The sequence below is a fragment of the Rhizomicrobium electricum genome (genome assembly GCF_011762045.1).
Classification (GTDB): domain Bacteria; phylum Pseudomonadota; class Alphaproteobacteria; order Micropepsales; family Micropepsaceae; genus Rhizomicrobium; species Rhizomicrobium electricum.
In genome coordinates, this window is sequence record NZ_JAASQS010000011.1 from 129980 (window position 1) to 155238 (window position 25259).

15 protein-coding genes and 1 pseudogene are annotated in these 25259 nt (G+C 60.4%); 12 read left to right on the forward strand and 4 right to left on the reverse strand.

Going from position 1 to position 25259, the window contains the following annotated elements:
• The first annotated feature begins 39 nt into the window (after window positions 1-39).
• From FHS84_RS20105 to FHS84_RS20130, 6 genes and pseudogenes are all read left to right on the forward strand, one after another.
• A complete protein-coding gene (locus tag FHS84_RS20105; RefSeq protein ID WP_208393995.1) occupies window positions 40-498 on the forward strand; it encodes a TlpA disulfide reductase family protein in 459 nt (152 codons plus the stop codon).
• Complete coding sequence (locus FHS84_RS20110; RefSeq protein WP_166937328.1) at window positions 482-718, forward strand: DUF4266 domain-containing protein; 237 nt, start codon at window positions 482-484, stop codon at window positions 716-718. Before FHS84_RS20105 ends, FHS84_RS20110 begins: the two co-directional genes overlap by 17 nt.
• Window positions 709-2112, forward strand: a complete 1404-nt coding sequence (locus FHS84_RS20115) for a DUF3570 domain-containing protein (protein ID WP_166937329.1) — start codon at window positions 709-711, stop codon at window positions 2110-2112. The genes FHS84_RS20110 and FHS84_RS20115 overlap by 10 nt, the downstream gene beginning before the upstream one ends.
• 13 nt (window positions 2113-2125) lie before the next feature.
• Window positions 2126-3025, forward strand: a complete 900-nt coding sequence (locus FHS84_RS20120) for an FAD:protein FMN transferase (RefSeq protein WP_166937330.1) — start codon at window positions 2126-2128, stop codon at window positions 3023-3025.
• 4 nt (window positions 3026-3029) lie between these two features.
• Complete coding sequence (locus FHS84_RS20125; protein ID WP_166937331.1) at window positions 3030-5063, forward strand: protein-disulfide reductase DsbD family protein; 2034 nt, start codon at window positions 3030-3032, stop codon at window positions 5061-5063.
• Between the two features lie 89 nt (window positions 5064-5152).
• Window positions 5153-6260 (forward strand): annotated as a pseudogene (locus tag FHS84_RS20130) (IS3 family transposase).
• Window positions 6261-6346: 86 nt separating this feature from the next.
• Here FHS84_RS20130 and FHS84_RS20135 read toward each other — a convergent pair.
• A complete protein-coding gene (locus FHS84_RS20135; protein WP_208393996.1) occupies window positions 6347-7963 on the reverse strand; it encodes a DUF5060 domain-containing protein in 1617 nt (538 codons plus the stop codon).
• A gap of 290 nt (window positions 7964-8253) precedes the next feature.
• On the opposite strand from FHS84_RS20135, the gene FHS84_RS20140 reads away from it, so the two are divergent.
• The 5 genes from FHS84_RS20140 to FHS84_RS20160 are packed head-to-tail and all read left to right on the forward strand — an operon-like array spanning window position 8254 to window position 15817.
• On the forward strand, window positions 8254-9681 hold the full coding sequence (locus FHS84_RS20140) for an L-fucose/L-arabinose isomerase family protein (protein ID WP_166937332.1): 1428 nt from the start codon (window positions 8254-8256) through the stop codon (window positions 9679-9681).
• Window positions 9671-10522, forward strand: a complete 852-nt coding sequence (locus tag FHS84_RS20145; RefSeq protein ID WP_208393997.1) for a transketolase — start codon at window positions 9671-9673, stop codon at window positions 10520-10522. The genes FHS84_RS20140 and FHS84_RS20145 overlap by 11 nt, the downstream gene beginning before the upstream one ends.
• Window positions 10519-11472, forward strand: a complete 954-nt coding sequence (locus FHS84_RS20150) for a transketolase family protein (protein ID WP_166937333.1) — start codon at window positions 10519-10521, stop codon at window positions 11470-11472. The genes FHS84_RS20145 and FHS84_RS20150 overlap by 4 nt, the downstream gene beginning before the upstream one ends.
• Window positions 11473-11477: 5 nt before the next feature.
• Complete coding sequence (locus FHS84_RS20155; protein ID WP_166937334.1) at window positions 11478-12944, forward strand: FGGY family carbohydrate kinase; 1467 nt, start codon at window positions 11478-11480, stop codon at window positions 12942-12944.
• 50 nt (window positions 12945-12994) lie between these two features.
• Window positions 12995-15817 carry an alpha-L-rhamnosidase gene (locus FHS84_RS20160; protein ID WP_166937335.1) on the forward strand — a complete coding sequence of 941 codons (2823 nt, stop codon included), beginning with the start codon at window positions 12995-12997 and terminating at the stop codon, window positions 15815-15817.
• 22 nt (window positions 15818-15839) lie between these two features.
• Here the strand turns inward: FHS84_RS20160 and FHS84_RS20165 are convergent, their stop codons facing one another.
• Genes FHS84_RS20165 through FHS84_RS20175 form a run of 3 tightly spaced genes read right to left on the reverse strand, consistent with a single transcriptional unit; the run spans window position 15840 to window position 21569 of the window.
• The gene (locus tag FHS84_RS20165; RefSeq protein ID WP_208393998.1) at window positions 15840-17438 is read right to left on the reverse strand and encodes an alpha-L-fucosidase; all 1599 of its coding nucleotides are present in this window, start codon (window positions 17436-17438) and stop codon (window positions 15840-15842) included.
• Window positions 17428-19503, reverse strand: a complete 2076-nt coding sequence (locus FHS84_RS20170) for a beta-galactosidase (protein WP_166937336.1) — start codon at window positions 19501-19503, stop codon at window positions 17428-17430. Before FHS84_RS20170 ends, FHS84_RS20165 begins: the two co-directional genes overlap by 11 nt.
• Complete coding sequence (locus FHS84_RS20175; protein WP_166937337.1) at window positions 19500-21569, reverse strand: beta-galactosidase; 2070 nt, start codon at window positions 21567-21569, stop codon at window positions 19500-19502. The genes FHS84_RS20170 and FHS84_RS20175 overlap by 4 nt, the downstream gene beginning before the upstream one ends.
• Between FHS84_RS20175 and FHS84_RS20180 the strand changes: the two genes are divergently transcribed.
• The gene (locus FHS84_RS20180; protein WP_166937338.1) at window positions 21517-25230 is read left to right on the forward strand and encodes a glycosyl hydrolase; all 3714 of its coding nucleotides are present in this window, start codon (window positions 21517-21519) and stop codon (window positions 25228-25230) included. The genes FHS84_RS20175 and FHS84_RS20180 overlap by 53 nt on opposite strands.
• Window positions 25231-25259 lie beyond the last annotated feature (29 nt).

Sequence of the window (25259 nt, forward strand, 5' to 3'; positions counted from 1 at the left end):
TTCGATAACGCCTCTGCACATCACAGGAATAGACGGACCATGGGCTTACGCGCCATGCGATGGGCACTGTTGTGCCTCGCAGTTGGATTAACGGGATTTCCGGCAAACGCTGCCGACCTCGACCTCAACGCCTACAAGGGAAAAGTCGTCTATCTCGATTTCTGGGCGTCCTGGTGCACGCCGTGCCGCCAGTCGTTTCCGTGGATGGGCCAGATCCAGGAGAGCAACGGCCGGCGCGGGCTCGTCGTCATCGCGGTCAATGTCGATCACGACAAGGATCTGGCCGAAAAATTTCTCCAGCGGTTCTCGCCCCGCTTCAAGATCGTCTACGACCCCCACGGCGAGATCGCCCATCAATACGGGCTCAAGGACATGCCGACCTCCTACGTGATCGGGCGCGACGGCAAGGTGCGCTTCACCCACGCCGGTTTCTATCCCAACCAGCAGGCCGTCTATTCGGCCCATATTGAGGAGGTCTTGAATGAGCCGTCTCGTTGATCTTGCTTGCCGCGCCGCCGTGTGCGTGGCGCTCGGCGTGGCCGCGAGCGGCTGTTCCACCGTCGGCCCCGAGCCGTGGGAAAAGGACCTGATGGCGAAGAAGCCAATGCAGGTCGACGCCTACGCATTGGAAGCGGCCGCGGTCGATCATATCTATTTCAGTAAGGAAGCCTCGAGCGGCGGCCGCGGCTTTGCCGGCGGAGGTTGCGGATGCAACTGAAGCGGCGGGGAAAGATTCGCGAAAAGCTCGGCGCTTTGTCGGCCAGCCTGATCGCCGCTTCGGTCGCGGCGCATGTCGAACGGGCTGACGCGCAGAGCGCCGACCTGTATTACAAGTACGACAAGCGCAACGACGATTTCGGTCCCGGCATCGCCTACAGCCAGTTGGACGCGGCGCTGCTGGTTTATTCGGAAGAGGGCGGGCGGATCACCGCGTTGGAGCCGACGCTCAATCTCGCCGTGCATGGACCGAAGGATCAGCTTCTGACGCTGGAGCTCACCGCCGATGCGGTGTCCGGCGCCACGCCGAACGGCGCCGTGCGGGCGGACGTGCTGCAGACTTTTGTCACGCCGGTCAAGACCGAAGGCTCGTCCTATTCGGTGACGGGCGCCTCGGGCGGCTCGACCATCATTCACGTTCCGGGCCAGCCGGCCATTCGTCAGTACACGGTGGCGGCAGGCCAGTTGCCGGTGGACAAGGGTTTCGAGGATCATCGCGGCGCCATTAATCTGTCCTATTCGCAGCCGTGGGGCTGGTTCTCCCAATTCGGCGCCGGAGCCGGATACTCGATGGAGTCCGACTACAGCTCGATCACCGGCAATGTCCACGCCGCCAAAACCTTTAACGGCAACAACACGACGGTGAGCCTTTCGCTCAACACCGAATACGACATCTCATCGCCCTACGGCGGCGTGCCGACGCCGCTCGCGGTGATCGACGGGGCGTGGAAATCGCCGAAATCGAAATCGAAAACCCAGCTTGGCCTGGTGTTCGGTTTGACCGAGGTGATGACGCGCAACTGGCTGATGCAGCTCAACTACGCTTACGACAACCAGAGTGGCTACCAGAACGATCCCTACCGCATCCTGTCGGTGGTGGATCCGTCGAGCGGCGAGCCCAACCAATACCTTTACGAGAACCGCCCCAACAAGCGCGTCAGCCACAGCGTCTTCTGGGACAACAAGCTCGCTTTCGGCCCGACCATCACCGATCTGTCGCTGCGCTATTTCACCGATAGCTGGGGTATTACGTCGAAGACGGCGGAATTTTCCGAGCGCGTGGACTTGGGCTCGCGGTTCTATGTCGAGCCGAGCGTGCGCTGGTACCAGCAGAGCGCGGCGAACTTCTTCCACTATTATCTCGTCGGCGGCCAGTCGGTGCCGGATTACGCATCGTCGGACATCCGGCTCGGCAAATTCACCTCGATGACTTACGGCGCCAAGGTCGGCGTGGCGCTGACGGGCCGGACCGAGCTTTACGTTCGCGGCGGCTATTACGTCCAGACCGGCAACGGCCATCCCGCCGACGCCATCGGCCAGCTCAAGAACCAGGACCTATTCTCCGGGACCAAGGCGCTGTTCGCCTTTGTCGGCTACACCTGGGACTTCCATTGACGTGAACGCGATCATGCCGTCCGAGAACTTCAGTGCCGGGATGACGCAAAGCGGGCGCGATACGCTGTACGTTTTTCAGGCGATGGCGACGCCGTGTGAGGTCCGGCTGGAAACGCTGAATTTTACGTTGGCCGAGCATGTGGCGCGGGTCGTCGAGACTGAGACTCGGCGGATCGAACAGAAGTTTAGCCGCTATCGCTCCGACAGCGTCATCAGCCGGATCAATGCGGCGGGGGGCGCGCCGGTGGAAGTCGACACCGAAACCGCCATGCTGCTCGACTTCGCCGATCAGTGCCATCGTCTCTCGGATGGCTTGTTCGATATTACCTCCGGCGTTTTGCGGCGCATTTGGCGGTTCGACGGATCGGATCGCGTGCCCGATGCGGCGCAGGTCAACGCCGTTCTGCCGCAAATCGGCTGGAACAAGGTGAAGTGGCAGGCGCCGTTTCTGACACTCGCCGACGGCATGGAAATCGACTTCGGCGGTCTGGCTAAGGAATATGCCGTCGATCGCGCCGTCGCACTGGCGCGCCAGATCACCGAGACTCCGACGCTCGTCAATTTCGGCGGCGATCTCTGCGTTTCGGGGCCGCGCGCCGATGGTTCGCGCTGGAAAGTCGCCATCGAATCCGTCGATCGGTCGGGCAATATGGCGGCGATGCTGGAGCTGTCCCACGGTGCGTTGGCGACCAGCGGCGATGCCCGCCGCTTTCTCCTCAAGGATGGCGTGCGCTACGGCCATATCCTCAATCCCAAAACCGGCTGGCCGATCGTTGCGGCTCCGCGTTCGGTCACTGTGGCGGCGGCGACCTGCGTCGAAGCCGGCATGACCGCGACTATGACCATTCTGCAAGGCAAGAACGCGGAGCGTTTCTTGAAGCGCGAAGGCGTCAAAGCCTGGTGTATCCGGTGACATGATGCCGGAACGAATCCTGATCTTCGTATTCGCCGCATTCACCGCCATGGTCCTGGCACCAGATGCTCAGGCCGGTTCGGTTGCGACGTTAGATCATGTTCGCCTCGCTGCCACTCTCGAGGCGCCGCTGCAGCCGGGAAAGACCGTCTGGGTCGCAATCCGTCAGCAAATGGATCCCGGCTGGCACACCTATTGGCGCAATCCCGGCGAAGCCGGTGTTGCGACCTCCATAGCCTGGACCTTGCCGCCAGGTATCTCGGCGGGAGACATCCGCTGGCCTGCACCAGAACAGTTCAGCGACGAAACGGTCACCAATTACGGCTACGAGAAAGATGCGACACTGCTAGTGCCGTTGACCGCGGCGGCCACGGCGGAGCCCGGAATGGCGCATCTGACGGTCAACCTTTTGGCTTGCGAGCATATGTGCATCCCCGAGCAGGCGACGCTCGATCTCGATCTTGGTAAGGCGTCCGGCGATGCGGCAATGTTCAAGGCCGCGCGGCGTGCGATTCCGCGACCGTTTGCCGGAAAGGCTCATTTTTCGGTCGACGCGCATTCCGCTCGCGTGGTGCTGGATTTGCCCCAAGCTCATGGTCTTGCAGCGGATGCTGTCAGCGTATTTCCCGTCGCGCAGAGTCTGATGGCGGATGGCGGCGTTGCCCATGTGAGCGTCGATGGATCGCGCGTGACCTGGATCATGCCGGCACAGGCTGGTGCCAAAGCGCCGTCCACGTTCGCAGGTGTTTTCATGATCGCCGGACAGGGTGCCTGGGCGTTCACGGCACTGCCGGGTATCACCGCCGCGCCTCTGGACGCAGCCCAAGAAAACACGAGCCTGATGGCAGCGCTGGCGTTGGCGTTTCTCGGCGGCTTGATCCTCAACCTGATGCCGTGTGTGCTGCCGGTCCTTTCCATGAAGGCGCTGGCCTTGGCCCGGACGGGTTCGGATAGTGCCGAGGCCAAGCGGGAAGGGCTGTTCTATCTCGCCGGGGTGATGGCGACGTTCGCTATCATGGCCGCGATGCTATTGGCGCTGAAGGCGAGCGGCGCGGCGCTTGGTTGGGGCTTCCAGCTCCAATCGCCCTTAATCGTGCTGTCGCTTGCCCTGTTGATGGCGGCGATCGGCATGAACCTCTTCGGTGTGTTCGAATTGCCGTTGGGATTTTCTGGTGCGGGCGATCATCTGGCGCAAAGCGGTGGCGCCAAAGGTGCTTTCTTCACTGGAGCCCTGGCGGTGGTGGTCGCCAGTCCTTGTACGGCTCCGTTCATGGGGGCGGCGCTCGGGTTTGCCCTGACACAACCGGTCCTCGCGGCGGCTTCGGTGTTTCTGGCTCTTGGTTTGGGATTTGCCGCTCCGTTCACCGTCGTCAGTTTTTCACCCGCATTCGTTCGCCTGCTGCCGAAGCCCGGTCACTGGATGAATGCTTTCAAGCAGGCCTTGGCGTTTCCGATGTTCGCCACCGCAATCTGGCTGTTGTGGGTTTTGGGACGGCAAAGTGGGACGGATGCGGTCGTGGTTGGGTTGGCCGTGAGCCTTGGCATTGCGTTGCTTGTCTGGTTGTGCCGGGTCACGCCCGGCCTCTGGTCGTGGGTGGTTGGTATTGCCGGGGCCGCAGCCATAACGATCAGTTCCGTCCTGGCACTGGCCGCGCCCGCATCGCCATCGCAGGCAATGTGGCGGCCATGGTCGGAACAGGCTCTGGCTTCGGCGCGCCAAGCTGGCCGCCCGGTGTTGGTCGATTTCTCGGCCGCGTGGTGCGTAACGTGCCTCGTCAACGAGCGCGTGGCGCTGAATGATGCGGCTGTGGTGAAACGCCTGAAAGAGGGTCGTGTGGTCACCTTGAAAGGCGATTGGACCAATCCTGATCCGGCGATCACTGCGGCGTTGCACCAGTTCGGCCGGGACGGCGTCCCGCTCTACGTGCTCTATGCGCCGAATGGCGGGACCGATGTGCTGCCACAGATTCTGACACCGAAGACCGTAATCACCGCACTTGCTAAGCTGGAAACCACAGCAATGGCTTCGCCAAACTAGCACCCGCAGTGATATGCTCCCCGTTTTTTGGACCGCGGCAAGGCGGAATATTCCAGTTATGCTGAGAGGGCCGGAACGCGGAGAGTGTCATGAAGGCATCGAAGTTTTCGGAGTCGCAGATCGCGTATGTGCTGTGCCAGGCTGAGGAGGGAACGGCCATCGGCGAGGTGTGCCGGTCGGCGGGAATCTCGGAAGCCACGTTTTATAATTGGCGCAAGAAGTACGGCGGCTTGACTCCGTCGGAGATGAAGCGGCTGAAGCTCCTCGAGGAGGAGAACGGCAAACTGAAGAAGCTGGTCGCCGATCTGTCTCTCGACCGAGCAATGCTGCAGGACGTCATCAAAAGAAAACTATGACGCCCGGTCGGCGGCGGCAGGTGATTGGCGATGTGCGTGGTACTTGGAAGGTCGTCGATCAGACGGGCCTGTTCGGTGCTACGGACGGAGCGGTCAAGTTACCACTACAAGAGCCGGCGTCCGGACCGGGCAGCACTGAGGACCAGAATCAAGGAGATCGCCGAGACGCGTGTGCGCTACGGCTATCGTCGTGTCCACGTTCTGCTGCGGCGAGAGGGCTGGCCGGTCAACGTCAAGCTGGTGAACCGCCTCTATCGCGAAATGGGCCTGCAATTGCGGAACAAATCGCCAAAGCAGAAGGTCAAGGCAAAGCTCCGGGAGGATCGGCAGGAACCGACCTGCCGAAACGACGTGTGGGCGATGGACTTTGTCCATGACCAGCTCTTTGACGGTCGCAAGGCTCGGGTACTCACCATGGTCGATGCGTTCACGCGTTACTCGCCGGCGATTGAGGCTCGGTTCAACTGGCGCGGCGCGACTGTAGCCGATGTGCTCGAACGTGTTTGCAAGGATGTCGGCTACCCCCGAACGATCCGGGTAGACCTAGGGCCCCAGTTTATCTCGAAGGATCTTGATCTATGGGCGTATCGCCGGGCGTCGTGCTCGACTTCTCGCGGCCCGGAAAGCCGACGGACAACGCGTACATCGAGTCCTTAAACGACAAGTTCCGCGCCGAATGCCTGAACGCCCACTGGTTCATGAGCCTTGAAGATGCCCAGGAAAAATTGGAGGATTGGCGCGGATACTACAACAAGTAGCGCCCGCCTGGGGCGATTGGGCAAAAATGCCGATATCATTGATCCGTCGCGATGGCACATCCGAGCCCGCAACCGCTTCATAGCCGGAAAAATTTAACCTCCGGCGATCCAAGGTTTGAGAGCGGAACAGACGCTCTGCGATCGATTGAAGATCGAAAACAGAGCTCGTCTAGACTCTAGTAATGCGCAGGGCAATCCATGGCTTGGCTGGCAGGGGAATCGACCGTCCGAGGGTATCGGCGAAATCGTATTGGTCCTTCCTTTTCAGGACGAAGACGTCCGGTAGTTTCGTCACGGTCATGTTCCAGGTGTCGAGAATCTCGACTGCAAACTGCATATCGTCCTTCAATCCCTCCTGGGGCAATACGAAGTTCCAGCTTTGCGGCGTCTCTTTGCCGAAATAATGCAGGTAGTATTCCCCCGGAACGCCCGCCAGATGGCGATCGTACCACTTGTCGATGACGTCAATGCCCTGTTTGGGGCCTTGTTCGAGGACTTTGCGGAAGAACGCGATCCGCGAAGCGCTCGTACCATGCAGCTTTCCACCGGTTCCAACCCAGACAGCCTGGTTTTCGTTTTCGATATACTCGCCATGCCCGACATAGGCCCCGGCGATGGTGCCCACCCAGAAACGGCTGACCATTTCCTCTCCGCTGAGTTGGCCCCAGCGGTACGGGCACGTTCCTTCGTATTGCACTTCATCCAAGATGACCGGCTTACGCCAGATGTCGCGCAGTATCGAGGCCCGTTCGTCGTCCTTGGCAATGGCCCCGCTCTGGATGCTGGCGTGCGTCACCCAAGGTTTGTTGTTGTCGTAGAATTTGTGCATGTGATGGATGGAGCGCAGGCGGCCGTATGGATCGGCGCTTTGGACAATCTGAAAGAAGCGATCGAAGTCCGCCTCTGTCTTGTACTTCATGGCGTCGTACTCGTTCGCCATCGACCACCAGACGTTCCGAAAGGCCGAAAGACGGGCTACGACATAGCGAAGGTAGCGTTCGTCCGCCGCAGTCGGAAGATTGTCGAAGCCGAATTTGTCGCCGTCATACGGATGGAAGAGGATGATGTCGGCTTCGATCTGACGGTCCTGCAGCGCTTTGAGATAGGCTTCGAACCGGCGAAAGAAAATCGGGTTGAAGCGTTCCAGGTCGAAGTGTCCGGGCGACCCCTCAAACGGATAAGGGGGCTCGAAATGCACGCTGCCATTGGGAAAAACCGCCATTCTGATTTTGTTGAATGGGGAGCCATCGAGCGTTTTCAGGGTCGTCGCGCAAATGGCATCGCTCTGATAGGTCCACGCGTATGAGGTCGTGCCGATCTGCTTGTACGGAGTGCCGTCGGCATAGGCGAAATGGAACTGATTGGCGACCCGCACAGGGCCGTGATTGTTCCGGGAAAGGGCATGAACGTGGATGCTGCCCTCGCGTCCGTTCAGTTCGGCGGTATTGCTCTTCGTGACGTAGTGCCAGATCCCTTCCGTCGGAGGCGAAAAGCGCACGCGATAAATTCCATCTCCGTCGTAGAACCCAGGGACAGTGATGCTCTGACTGTTCTGCCGAATATCGGCTGAGAGCGATACGTCCAGGAACGGGTTGCCTACTTGCGGTCCTTTGAATGCGAGTTCGGCGATGCCCCATCGTTCGGCCCCGCCGATCGCGCGCTTTGCCGGGGCCCCCTCCGCCGAAACTGCCATGGCTGCCAGACCGAGCCAGTAGAGCCTGCGCCGCGTTATTTCCGTCCCTGCCATCGTTTCCCCGTAAGGTTGGATTGCGATCTTTACGTCCATTCCGGACGCCATCAGTTTAGATCATAATGTACCAAGAATTTTGTGATCACGGCTCTATTTGCCGCGGGCTCTCCACCGGAGCGCTGAGATCGGCTTTTGCGCACACCAGTTAAGCCGCTGAAGATGAATATAATTCATCGGAATGGCACATGTCTTTGGGTGTGTTATAATGTACCATAAATTATGTTATATGTTGCACAAAGCGGGTTGCGGGCCTATAGGAATTGTCTGCGAAATCTGCTCCGGCGGCGCGCCGTCCGGCCAGAAAGACAATCAGGGATGGGCGACGAATGAGCGTATTTGATCGGACTATGGGTCTCGGGGTCATCGTATCGAGTCGGGCCTTTTTCAATGCCGCCTTTACCCAGGACGCGCGTGACCAGGTGGTCCGGCAGATCGAGGCGCTGGGTGCCACCCCCTACATTTTGAATGCGGGCGACACGCCGAACGGAGCGGTCGAGACGCTGGCCGATGCCGATCATTGCGCCCGCTATTTCGGCGCGCATCGCGATGCAATCGACGGAGTGGTGGTCGTGTTGCCGAATTTCGGCGACGAGATCGCCGTGGTCGAGACGCTGACGCGCGCGGCCTTGAACGTTCCGGTTCTGGTTCAGGCCTGCAACGACCGTATCGACAAGGTGGACGTGAAGGGGCGCCGGGATGCGTTCTGCGGCAAGATTTCGGTATGCAACAATCTTTATCAGTACGGCATTCCCTGGACGGACACGGTTTCCCACACCAACGATGTGAATGGCGCGGAATTCAAGGGCGACTTGGATCGCTTTTTGCGCGTATGCCGGTTGGTGCGCGGAATGAAGCGGGCCCGCATCGGCGCCATCGGCGCTCGCACCGGAGCGTTCCAGACTGTCCGGTATTCCGAAAAACTGCTGCAGAAATCGGGCATCACCATCGTCACGGTCGATCTGTCGGAAGTGCTTGCGGCGGCGCGCGCGCTCACCGATACCGACAAGGCCGTGCAGGAAAAACTCGCGGAGATTTCCGGCTACGGTCGCATTCCGGCAACGATCAAGCACGAAAACATCGTCAAGCAGGCCAAGCTATCGGTCGCCGTGAACCGCTGGCTGGAGCGCAACGACTGCGACGCGTCGAGCATTCAGTGCTGGACCAGTGTGCAGGACAATTTTGGCTGCGCCACCTGCCTGACCATGAGCATGATGGGGCAAAAGCTGCAGCCCAGCGCCTGCGAGGTGGACGTGACCGGCGCGGTTTCGATGTATGCGCTGGCGCTCGCTGCGGGTGCGCCTCCGGCGCTGCTCGACTGGAATAACAATTACGGCTCCGAGCCGGACAAGTGCGTTTGTACGCATTGCGGCAATTATCCGAAGGACTTTATCGGCGAAACGCCGGAGATTTCCAATCTCGATGTTCTGGCGACGACTATCGGCCCGGAAAAATGCTTCGGTGCCGTCAAAGGCAAGGTCAAGGCCGGCGATATGACGTATTTCCGGCTGTCGACGGATGATGCCGCCGGCACGGTGAAGAGCTACCTCGGCGAAGGCAGGTTCACGGACGATCCCTTCGGGATGGACGGCGGAATCGCCGTGACCGAAATTCCGAATTTGCGCGACTTGTTGCGCCATATCACTCGCAACGGATTCGAGCATCACGTCGCCATGGTGCGCGGGCTTTATGCGGATGTCGTGGAGGAGGCTGCCGTACGGTATCTCGGCTGGCCGGTCTATCGCCATGAAGCTTGAACCCGCCGAGAGAATGACCGTGTCCGAAACGACCGTTGCCCGGGTGCGCGAACGCGCGCGGCTGATACGTCGAAGCGCTCTGGAGATGATCGTTAAGGCAGGAAACGGCCATCCCGGCGGCGATATGTCGTCGGCCGATATCCTGGCAGCGCTCTATTTCGGAGTTCTGCGTTTCGATCCCAAGAAACCGCTCGATCCCGGTCGCGACCGTTTCGTGATGAGCAAGGGACATTGCAGTGGCGCGTTCTATTCGGCGTTGGCCATGGCGGGGTTCTTTCCCGAGGCGGATCTGGCCAGCTACATGAAGCCGTTGTCCAAGCTCAACGCCCATCCCTGCTCAGCCTATCTGCCGGGCGTGGAGACTTCCACCGGTCCTCTGGGGCACGGCATGCCTGTGGCCGTAGGGATGGCGATTGCGGCCCAGATCGACAACGCGCCCTATCGGGTTTTCGTTCTTACCGGCGACGGCGAACAGCAAGAGGGCAGTAACTGGGAGGCGGGCATGACGGCTGGTCATCGCAAGCTGTCCAACCTGACCCTGATCATCGATCGCAACCGCTTGCAGCAAGGTGCGCGCACCGAAGACACGGTGGGACTCGAACCTTTGGCAGACAAATGGCGCGCCTTCGGCTGGGATGTCGAAGAAATCGACGGCCACGATCATGCACAGCTTCTTCGCGTACTCGCGGCACCCGCAACGCCGCGCCACAAGCCGCTCTGCGTTATAGCCAACACGACCAAGGGACGGGGCGTTTCCTTTATGTGCGACCAGGCCAAATGGCATCACGGCGTTCCCGATGCTGCACAATTTGCCACGGCGATGAAGGAACTCGAAGCATGACGGCCGCCTCCAGTACGACTGCGCAACTCTACGATTGCCGCAAGGCTTTTGCGGAGACCTTGGAAGCCTTGGCCGAACGCGACGAGCGCATTGTGGTCGTCGTGAACGACAGCATCGGGTCCAGCAATGTTGGTGGTTTTGCCAAGCGCTGGCCCGAGCGGTTGATCAATGTCGGAATCGCCGAGCAGAACATGATCGGTGTCGCTGCCGGTCTCGCCAACGGCGGAAAAATTCCGTTCGTCTGCGGCGCGGCCTGTTTCTTGACCGGGCGGGCACTCGAGCAGATCAAAGCCGACTTGGCCTACTCCCGCGCCAACGTAAAACTCTGCGGCATGGCGAGTGGCGTTGCCTACGGAGAACTCGGGCCGACGCATCACTCGATCGAGGACTATGGTTGGCTGCGGACCATGGGCGGTATCAAGCTCGTCGTCCCCTCGGACCCCTGGGAAACGGGGGAGGCAATCAAGACGGCAGCAGCGACAAGCGGACCTTACTTCGTGCGTATCAGCCGCATGGGAGTTCCCATGTTGAATCATGCAGATCGCATCTTCAACTGTGAGACGGCGGAGGTGATGCACGACGGCAATGACGTTGCGATCATCGCCAACGGCGTTATGGTTTCACGGGCGTTGGCAGCCGCTCGCGCGTTGGAGGGGGAGGGTATTCGGGCCCGTGTCGTATCCCTGGCCTGTCTGTCGCCTTTGGATGAGAACGTCATCGTCGAGGCTGCCAAGACGGGTGCCATCGTGACGGTCGAAGAGCATTCCGTGCGTGGCGGGTTGGGTGGTGCGGTTGCCGAAGTCGTGGCGGCTAAATCTCCCTGCCGCATGCGTATGCTGGGTTTTCCGGGCTTTCTTCCGACCGGTAGTGCGTCCTGGCTCATGGAGCATTACGGATTGACAGCCGAGGGTATCGCCGTCGCGGCGCGAGATCTTGCGGTCAGGAAGTGACTGACATGCGCACCATTCTCGCACTCGACCAAGGGACGACCAATACAAAAGCCATACTGCTGACGGGCACCGGTCGTGTTCTGGCTCAAGCATCCCGCCCAATGCAAGTGTCCTACCCCAGGCCTGGTTGGGCGGAGCAATCGGCTGCGGCGATCTGGTCGACGGTGGCCGGCGTCGTTGCCGATCTCGTCGGCACCACTGAGCACGAGATTGCCGCGATCGCGATTTCCAATCAGCGGGAGTCCATTGTCCTCTGGGACGCCGCTACGGGCGAGCCTGTGGGGCCTTGTGTGATCTGGCAATGCCGACGTTCGGCGTCGCGATGCGCCGAGTTGCAGGCCGCCGGGCACGAGGCAGACGTCGTCGCACGTACTGGTCTTGGCCTCGACCCGCTTTTTCCCGCGGCCAAGCTCGCTTGGCTTCTCGATCATACGCCCGGGGCCCGCGAGGCGGCGCGGGCAGGCAAACTACGGGCAGGGACGGTTGATAGCTGGCTCGTTTGGAAGCTTACCGGCGGAAAACAGCACGCAACAGATTTCAGCAACGCGTCGCGGACGCAACTGTTCAATCTGGATGCGCTGGCATGGGATGGAACGCTCTGCGAGCTGTTTGACGTGCCGGGTTCCCTATTGCCGGAAGTTCTGCCGTCCGATGCATTTTTCGGGACTACGGCTCGAAGTGTCACGGCATTGCCGGAAGGTATTCCGATTCACGCCGTCATCGGCGATTCCCATGCGGCGGCCTTCGGGCACGGAATTTCCGGACCTGGATGCGTCAAGGCTACGATGGGTACCGGCTCTTCGCTGATGGCGGTGACCGGCAAGCGCGTGACATCGCATCATAGTTTATCCAGCACTATTGCCTGGGCGCAGAACGGAAACGTCTTGTATGCGCTGGAAGGCAATATCGCGGTATCCGGTCAGACGGCGGCCTTTGCCCGGCAGCTGCTCAACCTCAAGGACGAAATAGCGCTCACCGAATTGGCTCGCACGGTCGATAACAGCGATGGAGTCAGCTTCGTGCCGGCTTTGGCGGGGTTGGGCGCTCCGCATTGGAATCCCAATGCTCGGGGAACGATCTGCGGCATGTCCTTGGGGACGACGGCAGCGCATATCGCCCGTGCCGCCTTGGAAGCTATCGCGTTGCAGGCAGTCGATGTGCTGCATGCCATGGAAGCCGATCTTGGCGCGGATATGTCGCTGCTGTTCGTCGATGGCGGAGCCTCCAAGAACGATTTTCTAGTGCAGCTCCTTGCCGATCTTGCCGACCGGAGCGTCCGACGCGGAACGATCGCCGAGCTGTCGCCCTATGGTGCCGGCAAGATGGCCGCCGAGGCGCTCCAGATGTGGGATGCTTCCGGCGATCGATCGGCTGCGGCGCAATTCGAGCCGAACATGTCCGCGGTCGCCAGAGCGGAAATACTGACGCAATGGTCCACCGCATTGCGGCGTACCATGTACGAACCGACCTAGAGGGACTGCAGCCGTATACGCAGCCGACAGGTCTTCGGGGAGGAAGGCAGATGCCGACACGGCGAGGGGCGCTGGAACTCATCGGTTTGGCGGGACTGGTGTCGCCGCAGGCGTTGGCCGGCTCGATCCGGCGCGGTGCAGATGCTGTTGCCGACGACCTGCGGGTCGAATGGCTGACGTCTCCGTCCGGAATCGATACGTGCAAACCGCGCTTCACCTGGATCCTGCGTGCGAAGAACCGCAAAAGCCGCAATATCCGGCAGGCGGCTTGTCGCCTGGTGGTCGGAACATCGCGAAGCGCCGTGCAGAACGGGACGGGCGATATTTGGGACAGCGGCAAAGTCCAGGTTTCGGATTTCCTTCTGGTGCCGCCTTCCGAACTCTCGTTGCTGCCACAAAGAAGATATTGGTGGGCCGTTCAGCTCTGGGATGGTGACGACAGGGCATCGGCGTGGAGTACTCCCGCATTTTTCACGACCGGTATGCTCTCTACGGCCGACTGGCAGGCCAAATGGATTGCCGGCGAGCCGGACCGCCCGCCTCAGAAACTGCCGGTCAGCAGCTTGGCGCCGGGCAAGTCGGTCGCGCCGAAACCGATGCCGGTGTTTCGCCGCGATGTTGCGCTGACCAAACCCATTGCTAGTGCAATCGTCAGCGTCTGCGGTCTCGGGCACTATGACTTTTCCGTGAACGGCAAACCGGCGACGAACGGCTTTCTGAATCCCGGATGGACGAACTATCGCAAGACCGTCTTCTACAATACGTTCGACGTGACCGATTTGCTGCGTCGCGGCCGCAATGCTCTGGCCGTCATGCTCGGAAACGGCATGTACAATGTTGAGAGCTACCCCGGCCGCTACACCAAATTCGCCGCTTCGTTCGGTCAGCCGAAATTGATCCTGCAACTGGTCGTTACCCATACCGACGGAAGCCGGACCACGATCGTCAGCGATGAAACATGGTCCACGCGGCCCGGACCGATCATTCTGTCTTCCCCCTACGGTGAAGACTTCGACGCGCGCACCGTTTCGCCCGATTGGATGACGGCGGCCGTCGACGCCGCCTGGAACAAGGCGATGATCGTGACAGGGCCGGGCGGGACGCTGCGTGCGCAATCCATTCCGCAAGTGACGGAGGCGCAGCGCTTCAAACCTGTCGCAGTCACCGAGCCAAAGCCCGGCGTGTTCGTCTACGATTTCGGACAAAACATGTCGGGCTGGCCGAGAATCGTCGTTCGCGGCTCTGCCGGAGCCGCTGTGAAGATGACGACGGGCGAACTGCTGGCCGAAGACGGCTCAGGCATGGTGGACCCCGCCAGTTCCGGCGGACGCAACCACTTCGAACACTATTACTGCTATACCCTCCGCGGGCATGGCGACGAAGCATGGCATCCGCAGTTCAGCTATTACGGCTTTCGCTATGTTCAGGTCGAAGGCGCCGCACCGCAGAAATTCGCGAAGGCGGGGGGGCCGGTTCTCGTGTCTCTGGATGCGTCGTTCCTGCATACCGACTTGAGATCGGTGGGACAGTTTGAGGCTACTACGCTGTTCAACCGGATTCACCGGCTGATCAAGTCGGCCCTGCTCAGTAATACAGTCAGTGTGCTGACCGATTGCCCGCATCGCGAAAAGCTCGGTTGGCTCGAACAGGATTATCTGAATTCCGATGCGGTGTTCTATAACCAGGATGCCATCACGCTGTACGAGAAACTTTCCCGCGATATCGCCGAGGCGCAGACCGACGACGGCATGGTCCCCGGCATCGCGCCGGAATACGTTGCGTTTTTTAATTCGGACGGCAGCAACGCGATCTGGCGCGATTCACCGGAATGGGGTCTGGCTGCCGTGCAGTGCCCACTGGACGCGTACCGGCGCTATGGCAATCGTCGTGTCTTGGAAACGGCGTATCCGGCGATGAAGCGTTACGCCGATTATCTCCAGAGCAGGACGCGGGACGGGCTCATCGGTTTCGGCATGGGCGATTGGTGTGATCTCGGACCTAAGGAGACCGGGCCCAGCCAATTGACCAGTCTGACGCTGACCTCGATGTGTTCCTTCTACGCGGTACTCGTCGGAACGGCCGAAACCGCAAGGCTGCTCGGGTATGAAGCGGAGACGGCAGTGTACCTGCGGAAGGCGGACGCCCTCAAGCGCGTTTTCAACGAAAAACTATTCGACGCAAAAACCGGCGGTTACGACACCAACAGCCAGACGGCGAATGCCATGCCATTCGCGTTGGGAATGGTGCCGCCCGAACGCCGGCAGCAGGTATTCGGCAATCTCGTTCGGGACATTCGTGCACGCAACAACCACACATCCTGCGGCGAAGTCGGTTTCCACTACGAGGTTCTGGCGCTGATGCGGAATGGCCAGTCCGATCTTCTTTGCGATATGCTGATGAAGACCGAGGGGCCAAGCTACGGCTATCAACTGAGCAAAGGGGCGACCACTTTGGTGGAAACATGGAACGCCCACCGCGACAGTTCGCAGAATCACTTCATGTTCGGTCATGCCGAAACTTGGTTTTTCGCAGGTCTGGGCGGAATCGCTGTTGACATGAGCATGGACGGTGCCGGGCGGATTTATGTCGCGCCGCAAACGGTTCGTGCCGTGCCGGGCTGTGTAAGCAGATACCGCTCCGTCCTTGGAGAAATCGGCTGCTTCTGGCGGCGCCGGAACGGCGCACTGGAATATGTCGTTGAGATACCGGCCGGTGCGCAGGCAACCGTCGTGCTGCCGGCAGTGGCGGATATCACTGAAGGTGGCCGGGCTTTTGCTTCAGCGCCCGGCATTCTGAAAGTGGAGAAAGTGCCCGAAGGGCAGATCGTGACTGTCGGTTCCGGCGAATACCGGTTCCGCGTGCCGGAGCATTAAGCTCCGGCACGGAGCCGCAAGATCACGCCGTGCGAATACGCAGGACGTAGGGCAGGGCAACACGCTCCGGCAGTTCCACGGACAAGCCGTTGGGCGTCTGCCGCCAGACGGTCGGTTTGGATGTTCCCAAAAGCTCCACGGCAGCGATACGGCCCTTGAGATATGGCGTTCCCGCGTACAGCGTCTTGATCAGCATCCTGTTGCCGCCGGCATACGCGAGGCCGATGGCGTACAGCGTCTCGCCTTTGGTGGTGAAGCGGATATCGGAAGAGGAGAACGCCTGATTGGCGACTTCCTTTTTTTCCGCAGCGCCGGTGGTCGTCTCGCCCTCGCCATAGAGCACCCAGGGGCGTGACCCGTAAATCGCTTCTCCATTGGTTTTGAGCCATTCGCCCATTTCGATCAGTACGGAGGAGGCTTCTGCCGGAATGGTTCCGTCCGCCTTGGGCCCGACATTGAGAAGCAGGTTACCGTTTTTGCTGACGATGTCGACGAGGTCGCAGAGCAGCGACGTCGCCGTGCGGTAGACATCGTTCTCGGCGTAACCCCATGATTTGATGCTGACCGAAGTTTCGGTCTGCCATGCACCGAGCCGCAAGGTATCGAGTTTGCCGCGTTCGATCGTGAGAAGCCCCGCGTTCGGCGCGAAGGCTTCCATCTTGTAGGAAATGACCGTCCCCGTCTTGAGAGCAGCCGCTTGATTGTAGAATGCGGACGCGAAACGGCGAAGATAGGGTTCGAATGCGGTCTGGTTGATCCACCAATCGAAGTACATCAGGTCGGGCTTGTAGCGGGTCATGAGTTCGCCGCTGCGGCCGAGCCAGTCGTCGAGAAATCCCTTGGTCGGCGGCAACCAGCGTTCCAGATGATCCGAGTTGGGCTCGCCTTTGATCCGTTCGCGATCTGCAGGCAAAGTCATCGGCTGAGCCGGACCGTATATCCCGCGATAACGCGGATCGCGGACGTCGGAATCGTATCGCGTGCCTTCGTTGTACCACCAGGTGTGTTCGGCCCGATGCGATGACAGGCCGAATTTGAGGCCGCGGGCGCGGATCTGGGTTTCCAATTCTCCAAGGGTATCGCGTTTCGGCCCCATGTTTGCGACGTTCCAGGGCGTCAGTCGCGATGCGTACATGGCGAAGCCGTCGCAGTGTTCAGCCACCGGAACGATGTAGCGCGCTCCGGCGCGGGCAAACAGGTCGACCCAGCCGGCGGCGTTGAACTTTTCCGCTTTGAATTTCGGGATGAAATCCTTGTAGCCGAATTTGGACTGCGGTCCATACGTGGCGACGTGGTGCTTGAAGGCCTCGCTCTCGGGTACATACATATTGCGCGAGTACCATTCGTTGGCAAAGGCAGGCACGGAGTAGACGCCCCAATGGATGAAGATGCCGAACTTGGCATCGCGGAACCAATCGGGCATCGGATGGGTCTGGAGCGACGGCCACTCGGCACGATACGGGCCGCTGACCGAGATGTTGTCGATCGCAGCAAGCTCAGTGGACAGCGCCGCAGCATATTGCCCGGACTCGCTTGCGGCCGCATGAGACCAGTTTCCGCTCATCCCCACTGTCAGCGCTGCGGAACCGGCTTTGACGAGAGTACGTCGATCAATCTGCATGGCTGGTCTCCAGCACGGCCACGCCCTGGCCCGGCAGAGAGAGTTCGTGCAGCTCGTTGTTGTCGTGAAGCGCATCGCGCATAGGCTCGGGAAGCGAAATCTTCGTCGCCGCGGCATTGTGATTGATCACGATCACGGCATCCTTTTCCTTTCCGCTGCGGCGAAGAATCTCGACGCCATCCGGGACGACGCCCGACCACGACGCGGCGACCTTCGCCGATTTGATCTGCTCGCCGACGAATTGGCGCATCAGCTCCGGATCGAGCAGGACTCCGAGATAGACGATCTTGCCTTTGCCCACCTTGCGGGACAGTGCCGCCGGTTTTTCGCTCAGCCAGGTGCGGTTCTTGCCGAACGAAAGGATGACGTCCGCATCGGGCGATTTGGCAGAGAGGGCTTCGCCCCAGGCGGCGGCCGTGCCATGTCCGGCTTTGCCGGAGACGGTCAGCGTTTCATCCAAGGCATAGAATTGTTCGACGCGGCCGCCGAGCAGGCCAACCAGCGGTCCGGGTTGGCGCTGTACGTTGAGCCGGTTGAATTCGTCCTTCATACCGCTGCGCGGGCCCAAGACCAGCGTGCCGCCGTTCCGGACGTAGTCGCTCAAGTGCTTGGCCAAGTCCTCGGAAATGACGTTGAGCTGCGGTGCGAATACGATCTTATAGTCCGCCAACGGGGCGGTCGCCTCCACGATGTCCACTGCATGTGTCTGCGCTTGGATGGGCGCGTAATAGTCGAGGAACACCTTCTTTTGATCGAACGCTGCGCTGTGCGGCTGGAAGTCTAGCGCCCAGCGGCTGTCGTATGACGTCAGAATGGCCACATCGGATCGCGGCGTGGTTCCGGCCAGCAACGCCGACGCTTTCTGAAGTTCGCGGCCGATCTCCGTGAACTCGGAGTAAAGCGGCACCGGATCGCCGTCGGGACCCACCAGCGTGCCGTGATATTGCTCCTGACCGTTGAGGGCGGCGCGCCACTGCCAGAATAGAACGGCATCGGCGCCATGTCCGATCGATTCCCACGTCATCGCACGCACTTCGCCGGGCGCGAGGGCGTTGTTGACCGGCGCCCAATTGACGAAGCCCGGTTGGGTTTCCATGACCCAGAAATTCTGGCGTTTCCAGCCGCGCACGAAATCGCTGAGGAAGGCGTGGTCAACGGCGTTCAAATGCCCTTGGCCGACGTAAGGATCCCAGGACGCTATGTCCATCGGCCGGTTGATCTCGTAGTGGTCCCAGTTGTCGGTCCAGGCCAGCCCTCCGACGTTGGTCGTGATGAATTGGCCGGGCGCAACGGTCTTGCGCAGCACATCGATCTGATTGTCGACGTAACTGCGCCAAGTCGCGGTGACGAAGTGCTTGCGTTCCAGCATCAAGCCGGGATTTCCGGCCTTGGCGGTCAGCGGAATCTGGCTCCAGTCCGAGTAGGTCTGACTCCAGTAGGCCGTCGACCAGGCTTGGTTCAGCTTGTCGAGGCTGCCATAGCGCTGCTTGAGGAAATCCTGGAACATCTTGCGCGTTTCGGGATCGAGGGAATCGTCGGTCAATTCGTTGTCGATTTGCCAGCCGATGACGTTGGGATCGCGCCCGTAGCGCGCGGCCATTTTGGCGACGATCTCGCGGCAGAATTTGCGATAGAGCGGGCTCGCATAGGAAAACTGGCGACGGCCGCCGTGCTCGGCCCGTTGACCGTTGCCGTCGATGCGCAGGACTTCCGGATACTTCTGCGTCAGCCAGGCGGGCGGAGTATCGGTCGGCGTTCCGATCACCACTTTGATATGGTGACGCTCGGCCTTGCGGATGGCTTGGTCCATCCATGAGAAATCGTAGCGGCCTTCTTCTGGCTCGATGCTGCTCCAGGCGAACTCGCCGATGCGGACGACATTCACGCCGGCCTCTTCCATCAGCGTCAGGTCTTTTTCCCAGTCTTTCGATTGCCACTGCTCCGGATACCAGGCCGCGCCGTACCAGAGGCGTTCGGACGCGGTGGCGGTGGGGCGCTCCGCGGCAAAGCAGAGGCTAGACGACGCCAAAAGGGCGCACGTGAGCGCCGTTGCGAAGCGGGTCATGGAGAGGTCTTTCCGATGGTGAGTAGAACGGCGGTATCGTGCGGAGCCAGAGAAAGCGTCCGTCCCGTGTGTCCTCCGCGCAAGACGTTCTGCATCGAGTGCGGCAGGGCAATGGTACGCTGCTTGTCGCCGTGGTTGACCAGGATGAACACGGACTTGTTCTCGCCCTGTCGCTCGCAGATCTCGATGTCGTCGGGAACCTGCAATGTCGGACGGACCGCGGCATCGCTGACGCGATCGGCGAGAAACTCCCGCATGGCGCTCTTGTCGAGCCAGGCGCCGAGATAGGTGATGCTGCCGCTGCCCGCTTTGCGTGTCAGCGCCGCCGGCTTGCCCGATAGCCAGCCGGTGCCGTTGCCATAGCGGATCAGCGCACGCGTCTCGCTCGTATCGACGACAAGATCTTCGGCCCAGGTGGCGGCAGTGCCACTGCTCTTGAGGCCCTCGATGGCGATCGGGGTATCGAGCGCATAGAACTGCTCCACATGGCCGCCCAGCAATCCGGCGAGCGGCCCGGGTTGGCGTGTGGTCCAAAGCGCGTTGTCTTCGTTTTTCATGCCGGACCGCGGACCCAGCACGAGATGCCCGCCGCGCCGCACGTAGGCGGCGAGATGATCGGCCTCGGCTTTGGTCAACAGATTGAGCGACGGAGCAATCACCAGCTTATAGCGGTCGAGATTGCTCGACGGCGAGATGACATCGATGTTGTGACCCGACCGTACCAGCGGCAGATAGAAGGCGCTGAATTCCTCGGTGGGAACGAAATTCTTGTGATGGGGCTGGAACTCCAGCGCCCAGCGGCTTTCGTAAAATTGGATCAGTGCGACGTCGGCCCGCGGAGTGGTGTCGGCGAGCGCGGTGCCGGCTTTGGCAAATTCGCTGCCGATGCGTTTGGCCTCGGCATAAGCCGGTACCGGTTCTCCGTCGGCACCCGCCAATGTGCCGTAGTACTGTTCCTGGCCGTTGGGGGCGCTGCGCCACTGCCAGTATAAGAGTGCATCGGCGCCATGCCCGACGGCTTGCCAGGCTACTTCGCGCATCTCGCCGGGATCGAGCGTGCGATTGATCGCGCCGTAATTGACGAACCCGGCTTGCGCTTCGATGAGCCAGAAGTTTTTCTGCTTGTATCCGCGCACGGCATCGTGAAGCAGGGCGTTCTGAGCCCAGTTGTAACGGCCTTCCGGGAAGTAGTTGTCCCAGGCCGCCATATCGAGTTGCCGGTGCATATCGAAATGGTCGAAACGCGAATTCCAGTGCATCGAATTGATCGTGATGAACTGGTTTTTGGCGATGTGCGGGCGCATGGCGTCCGCCTGGTTGCGGACGTAGCTCACCCAGGTGTCCGAGACGAAGCGTTTGAAGTCGAGCAGCAAGCCTGGGTTTTGATTGCGCGAATGAAACGGCACCTGATCGAAGCTGTTGTAGGTTTGGCTCCAATAAGCGGTCGCCCAGCGGGTGTTGAGTGCCGCCGTGGTGTGATAGCGAGCCCCGAGCCAGGTGTGGAACTGCGTTTTGGCGTCGTCGTCGAAGGAAACCGGGCTTATTTCGTTGTCGATTTGCCAGCCGACCACGTTGGGATTGTGCCCGTAACGAACGGCCAGTTTTTCGGCTATTTCGCGGGCGAAGGCGCGATAGTGCGGGCTGGCGAAGCTATATTGCAGCCGGTTGCCGTGCTCTTCGACCGAACCGTCCTCATTATGGCGCAGAACGTCCGGATACTTCTGGGTCAGCCATGCGGGGGGAGCTGCGGTCGGGGTTCCGATAACAACTTTTATGTGATGTGCTGCGGCTTTCGAAATAGCGTGATCGAGCCACGCGAAATCGTATCGTCCTTCGGTCGGCTCCAAGGTACTCCAGGCGAATTCACCGATTCGCACCACATTGATGTGCGCCTGCTGCATGAGTTCGAGATCGCGATCCCAGCGTTGCTCGGGCCATTGTTCGGGGTACCAAGATGCCCCAAAACCGACTGAAAACCCGCGATTCTCCGCCGGGGCACCACAAGCCCACCCGGTGGACAGCAGCGCAGCAGCGGCGCAGAGGCCAATCTGTCGCAGTATCGTCATCGGTCTCTCCTCCTGCCGGCTGCGCTTTTGTTTATCGGCGCATGATGTCTGGGTCGCAACTTTATGCCTGCCAATCGATCGGGATTTGGAACGGGTGTTTGGTCGGATTTTGATAGGAAACTACCATAATCTACGTTATATTATGGCCGAATGTCACATGAAAAGTAACATGGCCGTGTCCTCTGCCCAAAATCCGCTATCCTTCGACCGCCGCCGTCTGTTTCAGGTTTTAGCCGCGGCCGGAATGATGCCGTCCTTCGCGAGCGCCGCCGCGCGACCGCACGCCGAAACCGGGGATGTCCTGCAATCGCGGTTTCTCAACCCGCCGTCGTCGGCGAATCTTGGGGCCTATTGGTATTGGCTTGGCGGCAATGTCACGGCCGCAGGAATAACCGCCGATCTCACAGCCATGCGTGATGCCGGCATTACTCAGCCGATGCTGTTCAGTATCGGCAAGAGTGGCAAGAACGCGCTGGTATCTCCGCCGGCAGATGCCCTCACCGATCATTGGTGGTCGTTGGTCGAACACGCGGTCCGCGAGTCGGGGCGTTTGGGTCTCACGCTGGCGCTGAATGCGTGTGACGGGTGGGCGACGGCCAGCGGACCTTGGATCACGCCGGAATTGTCGATGCAGCGCGTCGTCTGGTCCGAGATGGTCGCGACCGGAGGGCGGGCGTTTTCGGGAAAGCTTCCGGTTCCCGAACATCTGCATGACTACTACCGCGATATTGCCGTCCTGGCATTGCCGTTTCCGCAGGCATGGGACCGCAGCAGCGCCGGATTGCAGCCGAAGATTTCGTCGAACCTGCCGCTCAAAGTCTCCGACGCCCAACTTGCCACCGATCCCGCCAACAAGCAGGACATCGTCGATACCCAAGAAAGCGGCTGGATCGCCTACGCATTCAAACGGCCGTTTACGCTGCGCTCGGTGACGGTGCGGACGCCATCGCCGGAAGGCTATTCGCCGGGTTTGTACCGGGCCGCAAACAGTCTCGAAGTGCAAGCCAGCGACGACGGCGTGTCCTATCGGACGATCGGTCGCCTCGAATACCCCAAGCACGGCTGGCAGACGGACCTGACCACGCTGACACATGTCGTACCCGAGACGACGGCGCGCTATTTCCGGCTGGTACATGCCAAGTTCCCGCCGGCGCTGCCGTATGAGGAAGAATACGATTTCGGCCAGGATACGCGGTTGCGTTTCTTCAGTATTGTGCTGTCGAGCGAGCCGCGCATCCACCACCTCCCCGCCAAGAACGCGTCGCAATGGGCGATCAGCCGTGAAACCTCGGGGGCGGACGTACCGGATGCGGTCTGCATCAAACGCTCCGATATCAAGACGCTGACCGGGAAAATGGCAGCCGACGGTTCGTTGCAATGGGATGTGCCGCCGGGCCGCTGGCGCGTCCTTCGGCTCGGCTATACGACGACAGGATTCATGAATTCGGCCGCGGGCGGCGCCCAAGGTCTCGAATGCGACCGTTTCAACGCCAGTGCGGTGAAACTCCAATTCAATGCCTGGTACGGTAAGGCGCTCGATCGGTTGGGCCCGGCTTATGCAGGCAAGGTGCTGCACCTCATTCACGTCGACAGTTGGGAGGCTGGCTCGCAGAACTGGACGCCCGGCTTCGAGCAGAAATTTCAACGCCAATGCGGATACGACTTGATGGATTGGCTGCCGGTTCTGGCTGGCATTCCGGTCGAAAGCGCCGAGGCGAGCGAACGGGTTCTGTTCGATTTGCGTCGGACGGTCAGCGAACTGACTTCACAGAATTTCTTCAAGACGATCGCTGACGAAGCCCATGCCAGGGGATGTGTTTTCAGCGCCGAACCGCCGAGCCCGACCTACCAAATCGACGGTTTGGAATATGCCTCTTTCGCCGATCTGCCGATGGGCGAGTTCTGGTTGAATACGCCGCGCAACGATAAACCCAACGACATCAAAGACGCCGTCAGCGGTGCGCGCATTTACGGCAAGCCAGTCGCCGGGGCGGAATCCTTTACCGAGGGCCTGATGAATTGGCGTGAAACGCCTTTCTCCATGAAGGCCATCGGCGACCACAACTACTGCGAAGGCATCAACCGCTTCATGTTGCATGTCTACGCGCAGCAACCGTGGCTTGACCGGGTGCCGGGCATGACGCTCAATGGCATCGGCTCGTTCGTCGGCCGGACGCAGACTTGGTGGAAGCCGGCACGCGCATGGTTCCAATATCTGCGCCGGTGTCAGGCATTGTTGCAGGCCGGATCGGCCGTATGCGACGTCAGTGCATTCGTCGGAGAGAACGTTCCTTCGCGTGCCCTGTTGCCGCGCAATCTGCGTGAGCCGGTTCCACCCGGATACGCGTATGACTCCATCAATCGCGACGTCCTGTTGCGCGCCACAAAGGTTGAAAATGGCGACATCGTGCTCGATAGCGGCATGCGCTATCGCGTTTTGCTGCTTCCCAACAGCAGGACGATGACACCGGCGGTTGCCGAAAAGCTCCGCGATCTGGTGGTTGCCGGGGCCGTGATATCCGGTCCGCCGCCGGATCGCTCACCTAGCCTTGAGGGTGGCGAGGCTGCCGATATCCGCGTGCGGTCCGCGGTCCGCGAAATCTGGGGCGATCTCGATGGCAAAACCCACGTCGAGCGCCGTGTCGGCCAGGGCATGGTGATCTGGGGAAAGCCGCTGGCCGACGTTCTGCGCGGGTTGGGCAAAACTCCTGACGCGGAATTCTCCGTGGGCGGCGCCCTCGCAAAATCAGTGGAATGGATTCATCGCAGCGGCGGGAATTGGGACCTCTACTTCATCAGCAACCAGTCCAACGAAGCTGTTCATACCGTTGCTTCTTTTCGTATCGATGGACGAGTTCCCGAACTCTGGTTCGCCGATACGGGCGAGCGGCGTGTACTCTCCCGGTGGCAGGCGCAAGACGGACGGACGAGTGTTCCGGTTCAGCTCGATCCCGCCGGTTCGGTGTTTGTCGTTTTCCTCAAACCATCGGCAAAAGTCGATTCCATCGTGGCGGTGGAAGGCGACGAAACGGCCTTGTCCTTCCGGCAAGGCAAGACAGGTATTGACGCGGTGATTTCTCGTCCGGGAAGCTGGCGATTGCATCGTCGTTCGGGACGGATGGTGCCGCTTCGCCACGACCAGCCTTTGGACGAGATCGCACTCGACAATTCCTGGAGTATCTGCTTCTCGGATCATTTACCCAAGCCGCGAACGATCACCAGTTCCAGTCTCGTATCGTGGACGAAGCAGCCCGATCCGGACCTCAAGTACTATTCTGGAACGGCGGTCTATCGCACTGTATTCCATTTGCCCGTTGGACATCGCTTCCCTCGTTTGCTTTTGGATTTGGGCGAGGTGTGCGATCTGGCCGAAGTGCGGGTTAATGGCTGTACGCTCGGCGTTTTGTGGAAGCCGCCTTACGCAGTCGATATTGCGGGCGCCGTGAAGCCTGGCGAAAACGTCCTTGAGATCGACATCACGAACACCTGGAATAACCGGATGATCGGCGATGCCGGTAAGCCGGATTCTGAGCGGATCGCGTATGTCGTACCGATGTTGCGTAAGGACAAGCCGTGGCTTCCTGCCGGAGACGCCAATCTCGCTCGGGCGGGGCTTCTAGGACCAGTGCGCCTTCGTCCTTTCGCGGTCAAAACAATCTGAACGACCCATTTATTCCTGTATCTGGGAGG

Coding starts and splice junctions, on each gene's coding strand:
- FHS84_RS20105 (WP_208393995.1), top strand. CDS start 40: ATGGGCTTACGCGCCATGCGATGGGCACTGTTGTGCCTCGCAGTTGGA.
- FHS84_RS20110 (WP_166937328.1), top strand. CDS start 482: ATGAGCCGTCTCGTTGATCTTGCTTGCCGCGCCGCCGTGTGCGTGGCG.
- FHS84_RS20115 (WP_166937329.1), top strand. CDS start 709: ATGCAACTGAAGCGGCGGGGAAAGATTCGCGAAAAGCTCGGCGCTTTG.
- FHS84_RS20120 (WP_166937330.1), top strand. CDS start 2,126: ATGCCGTCCGAGAACTTCAGTGCCGGGATGACGCAAAGCGGGCGCGAT.
- FHS84_RS20125 (WP_166937331.1), top strand. CDS start 3,030: ATGCCGGAACGAATCCTGATCTTCGTATTCGCCGCATTCACCGCCATG.
- FHS84_RS20135 (WP_208393996.1), bottom strand. CDS start 7,963: ATGGACGTAAAGATCGCAATCCAACCTTACGGGGAAACGATGGCAGGG.
- FHS84_RS20140 (WP_166937332.1), top strand. CDS start 8,254: ATGAGCGTATTTGATCGGACTATGGGTCTCGGGGTCATCGTATCGAGT.
- FHS84_RS20145 (WP_208393997.1), top strand. CDS start 9,671: ATGAAGCTTGAACCCGCCGAGAGAATGACCGTGTCCGAAACGACCGTT.
- FHS84_RS20150 (WP_166937333.1), top strand. CDS start 10,519: ATGACGGCCGCCTCCAGTACGACTGCGCAACTCTACGATTGCCGCAAG.
- FHS84_RS20155 (WP_166937334.1), top strand. CDS start 11,478: ATGCGCACCATTCTCGCACTCGACCAAGGGACGACCAATACAAAAGCC.
- FHS84_RS20160 (WP_166937335.1), top strand. CDS start 12,995: ATGCCGACACGGCGAGGGGCGCTGGAACTCATCGGTTTGGCGGGACTG.
- FHS84_RS20165 (WP_208393998.1), bottom strand. CDS start 17,438: ATGCAGATTGATCGACGTACTCTCGTCAAAGCCGGTTCCGCAGCGCTG.
- FHS84_RS20170 (WP_166937336.1), bottom strand. CDS start 19,503: ATGACCCGCTTCGCAACGGCGCTCACGTGCGCCCTTTTGGCGTCGTCT.
- FHS84_RS20175 (WP_166937337.1), bottom strand. CDS start 21,569: ATGACGATACTGCGACAGATTGGCCTCTGCGCCGCTGCTGCGCTGCTG.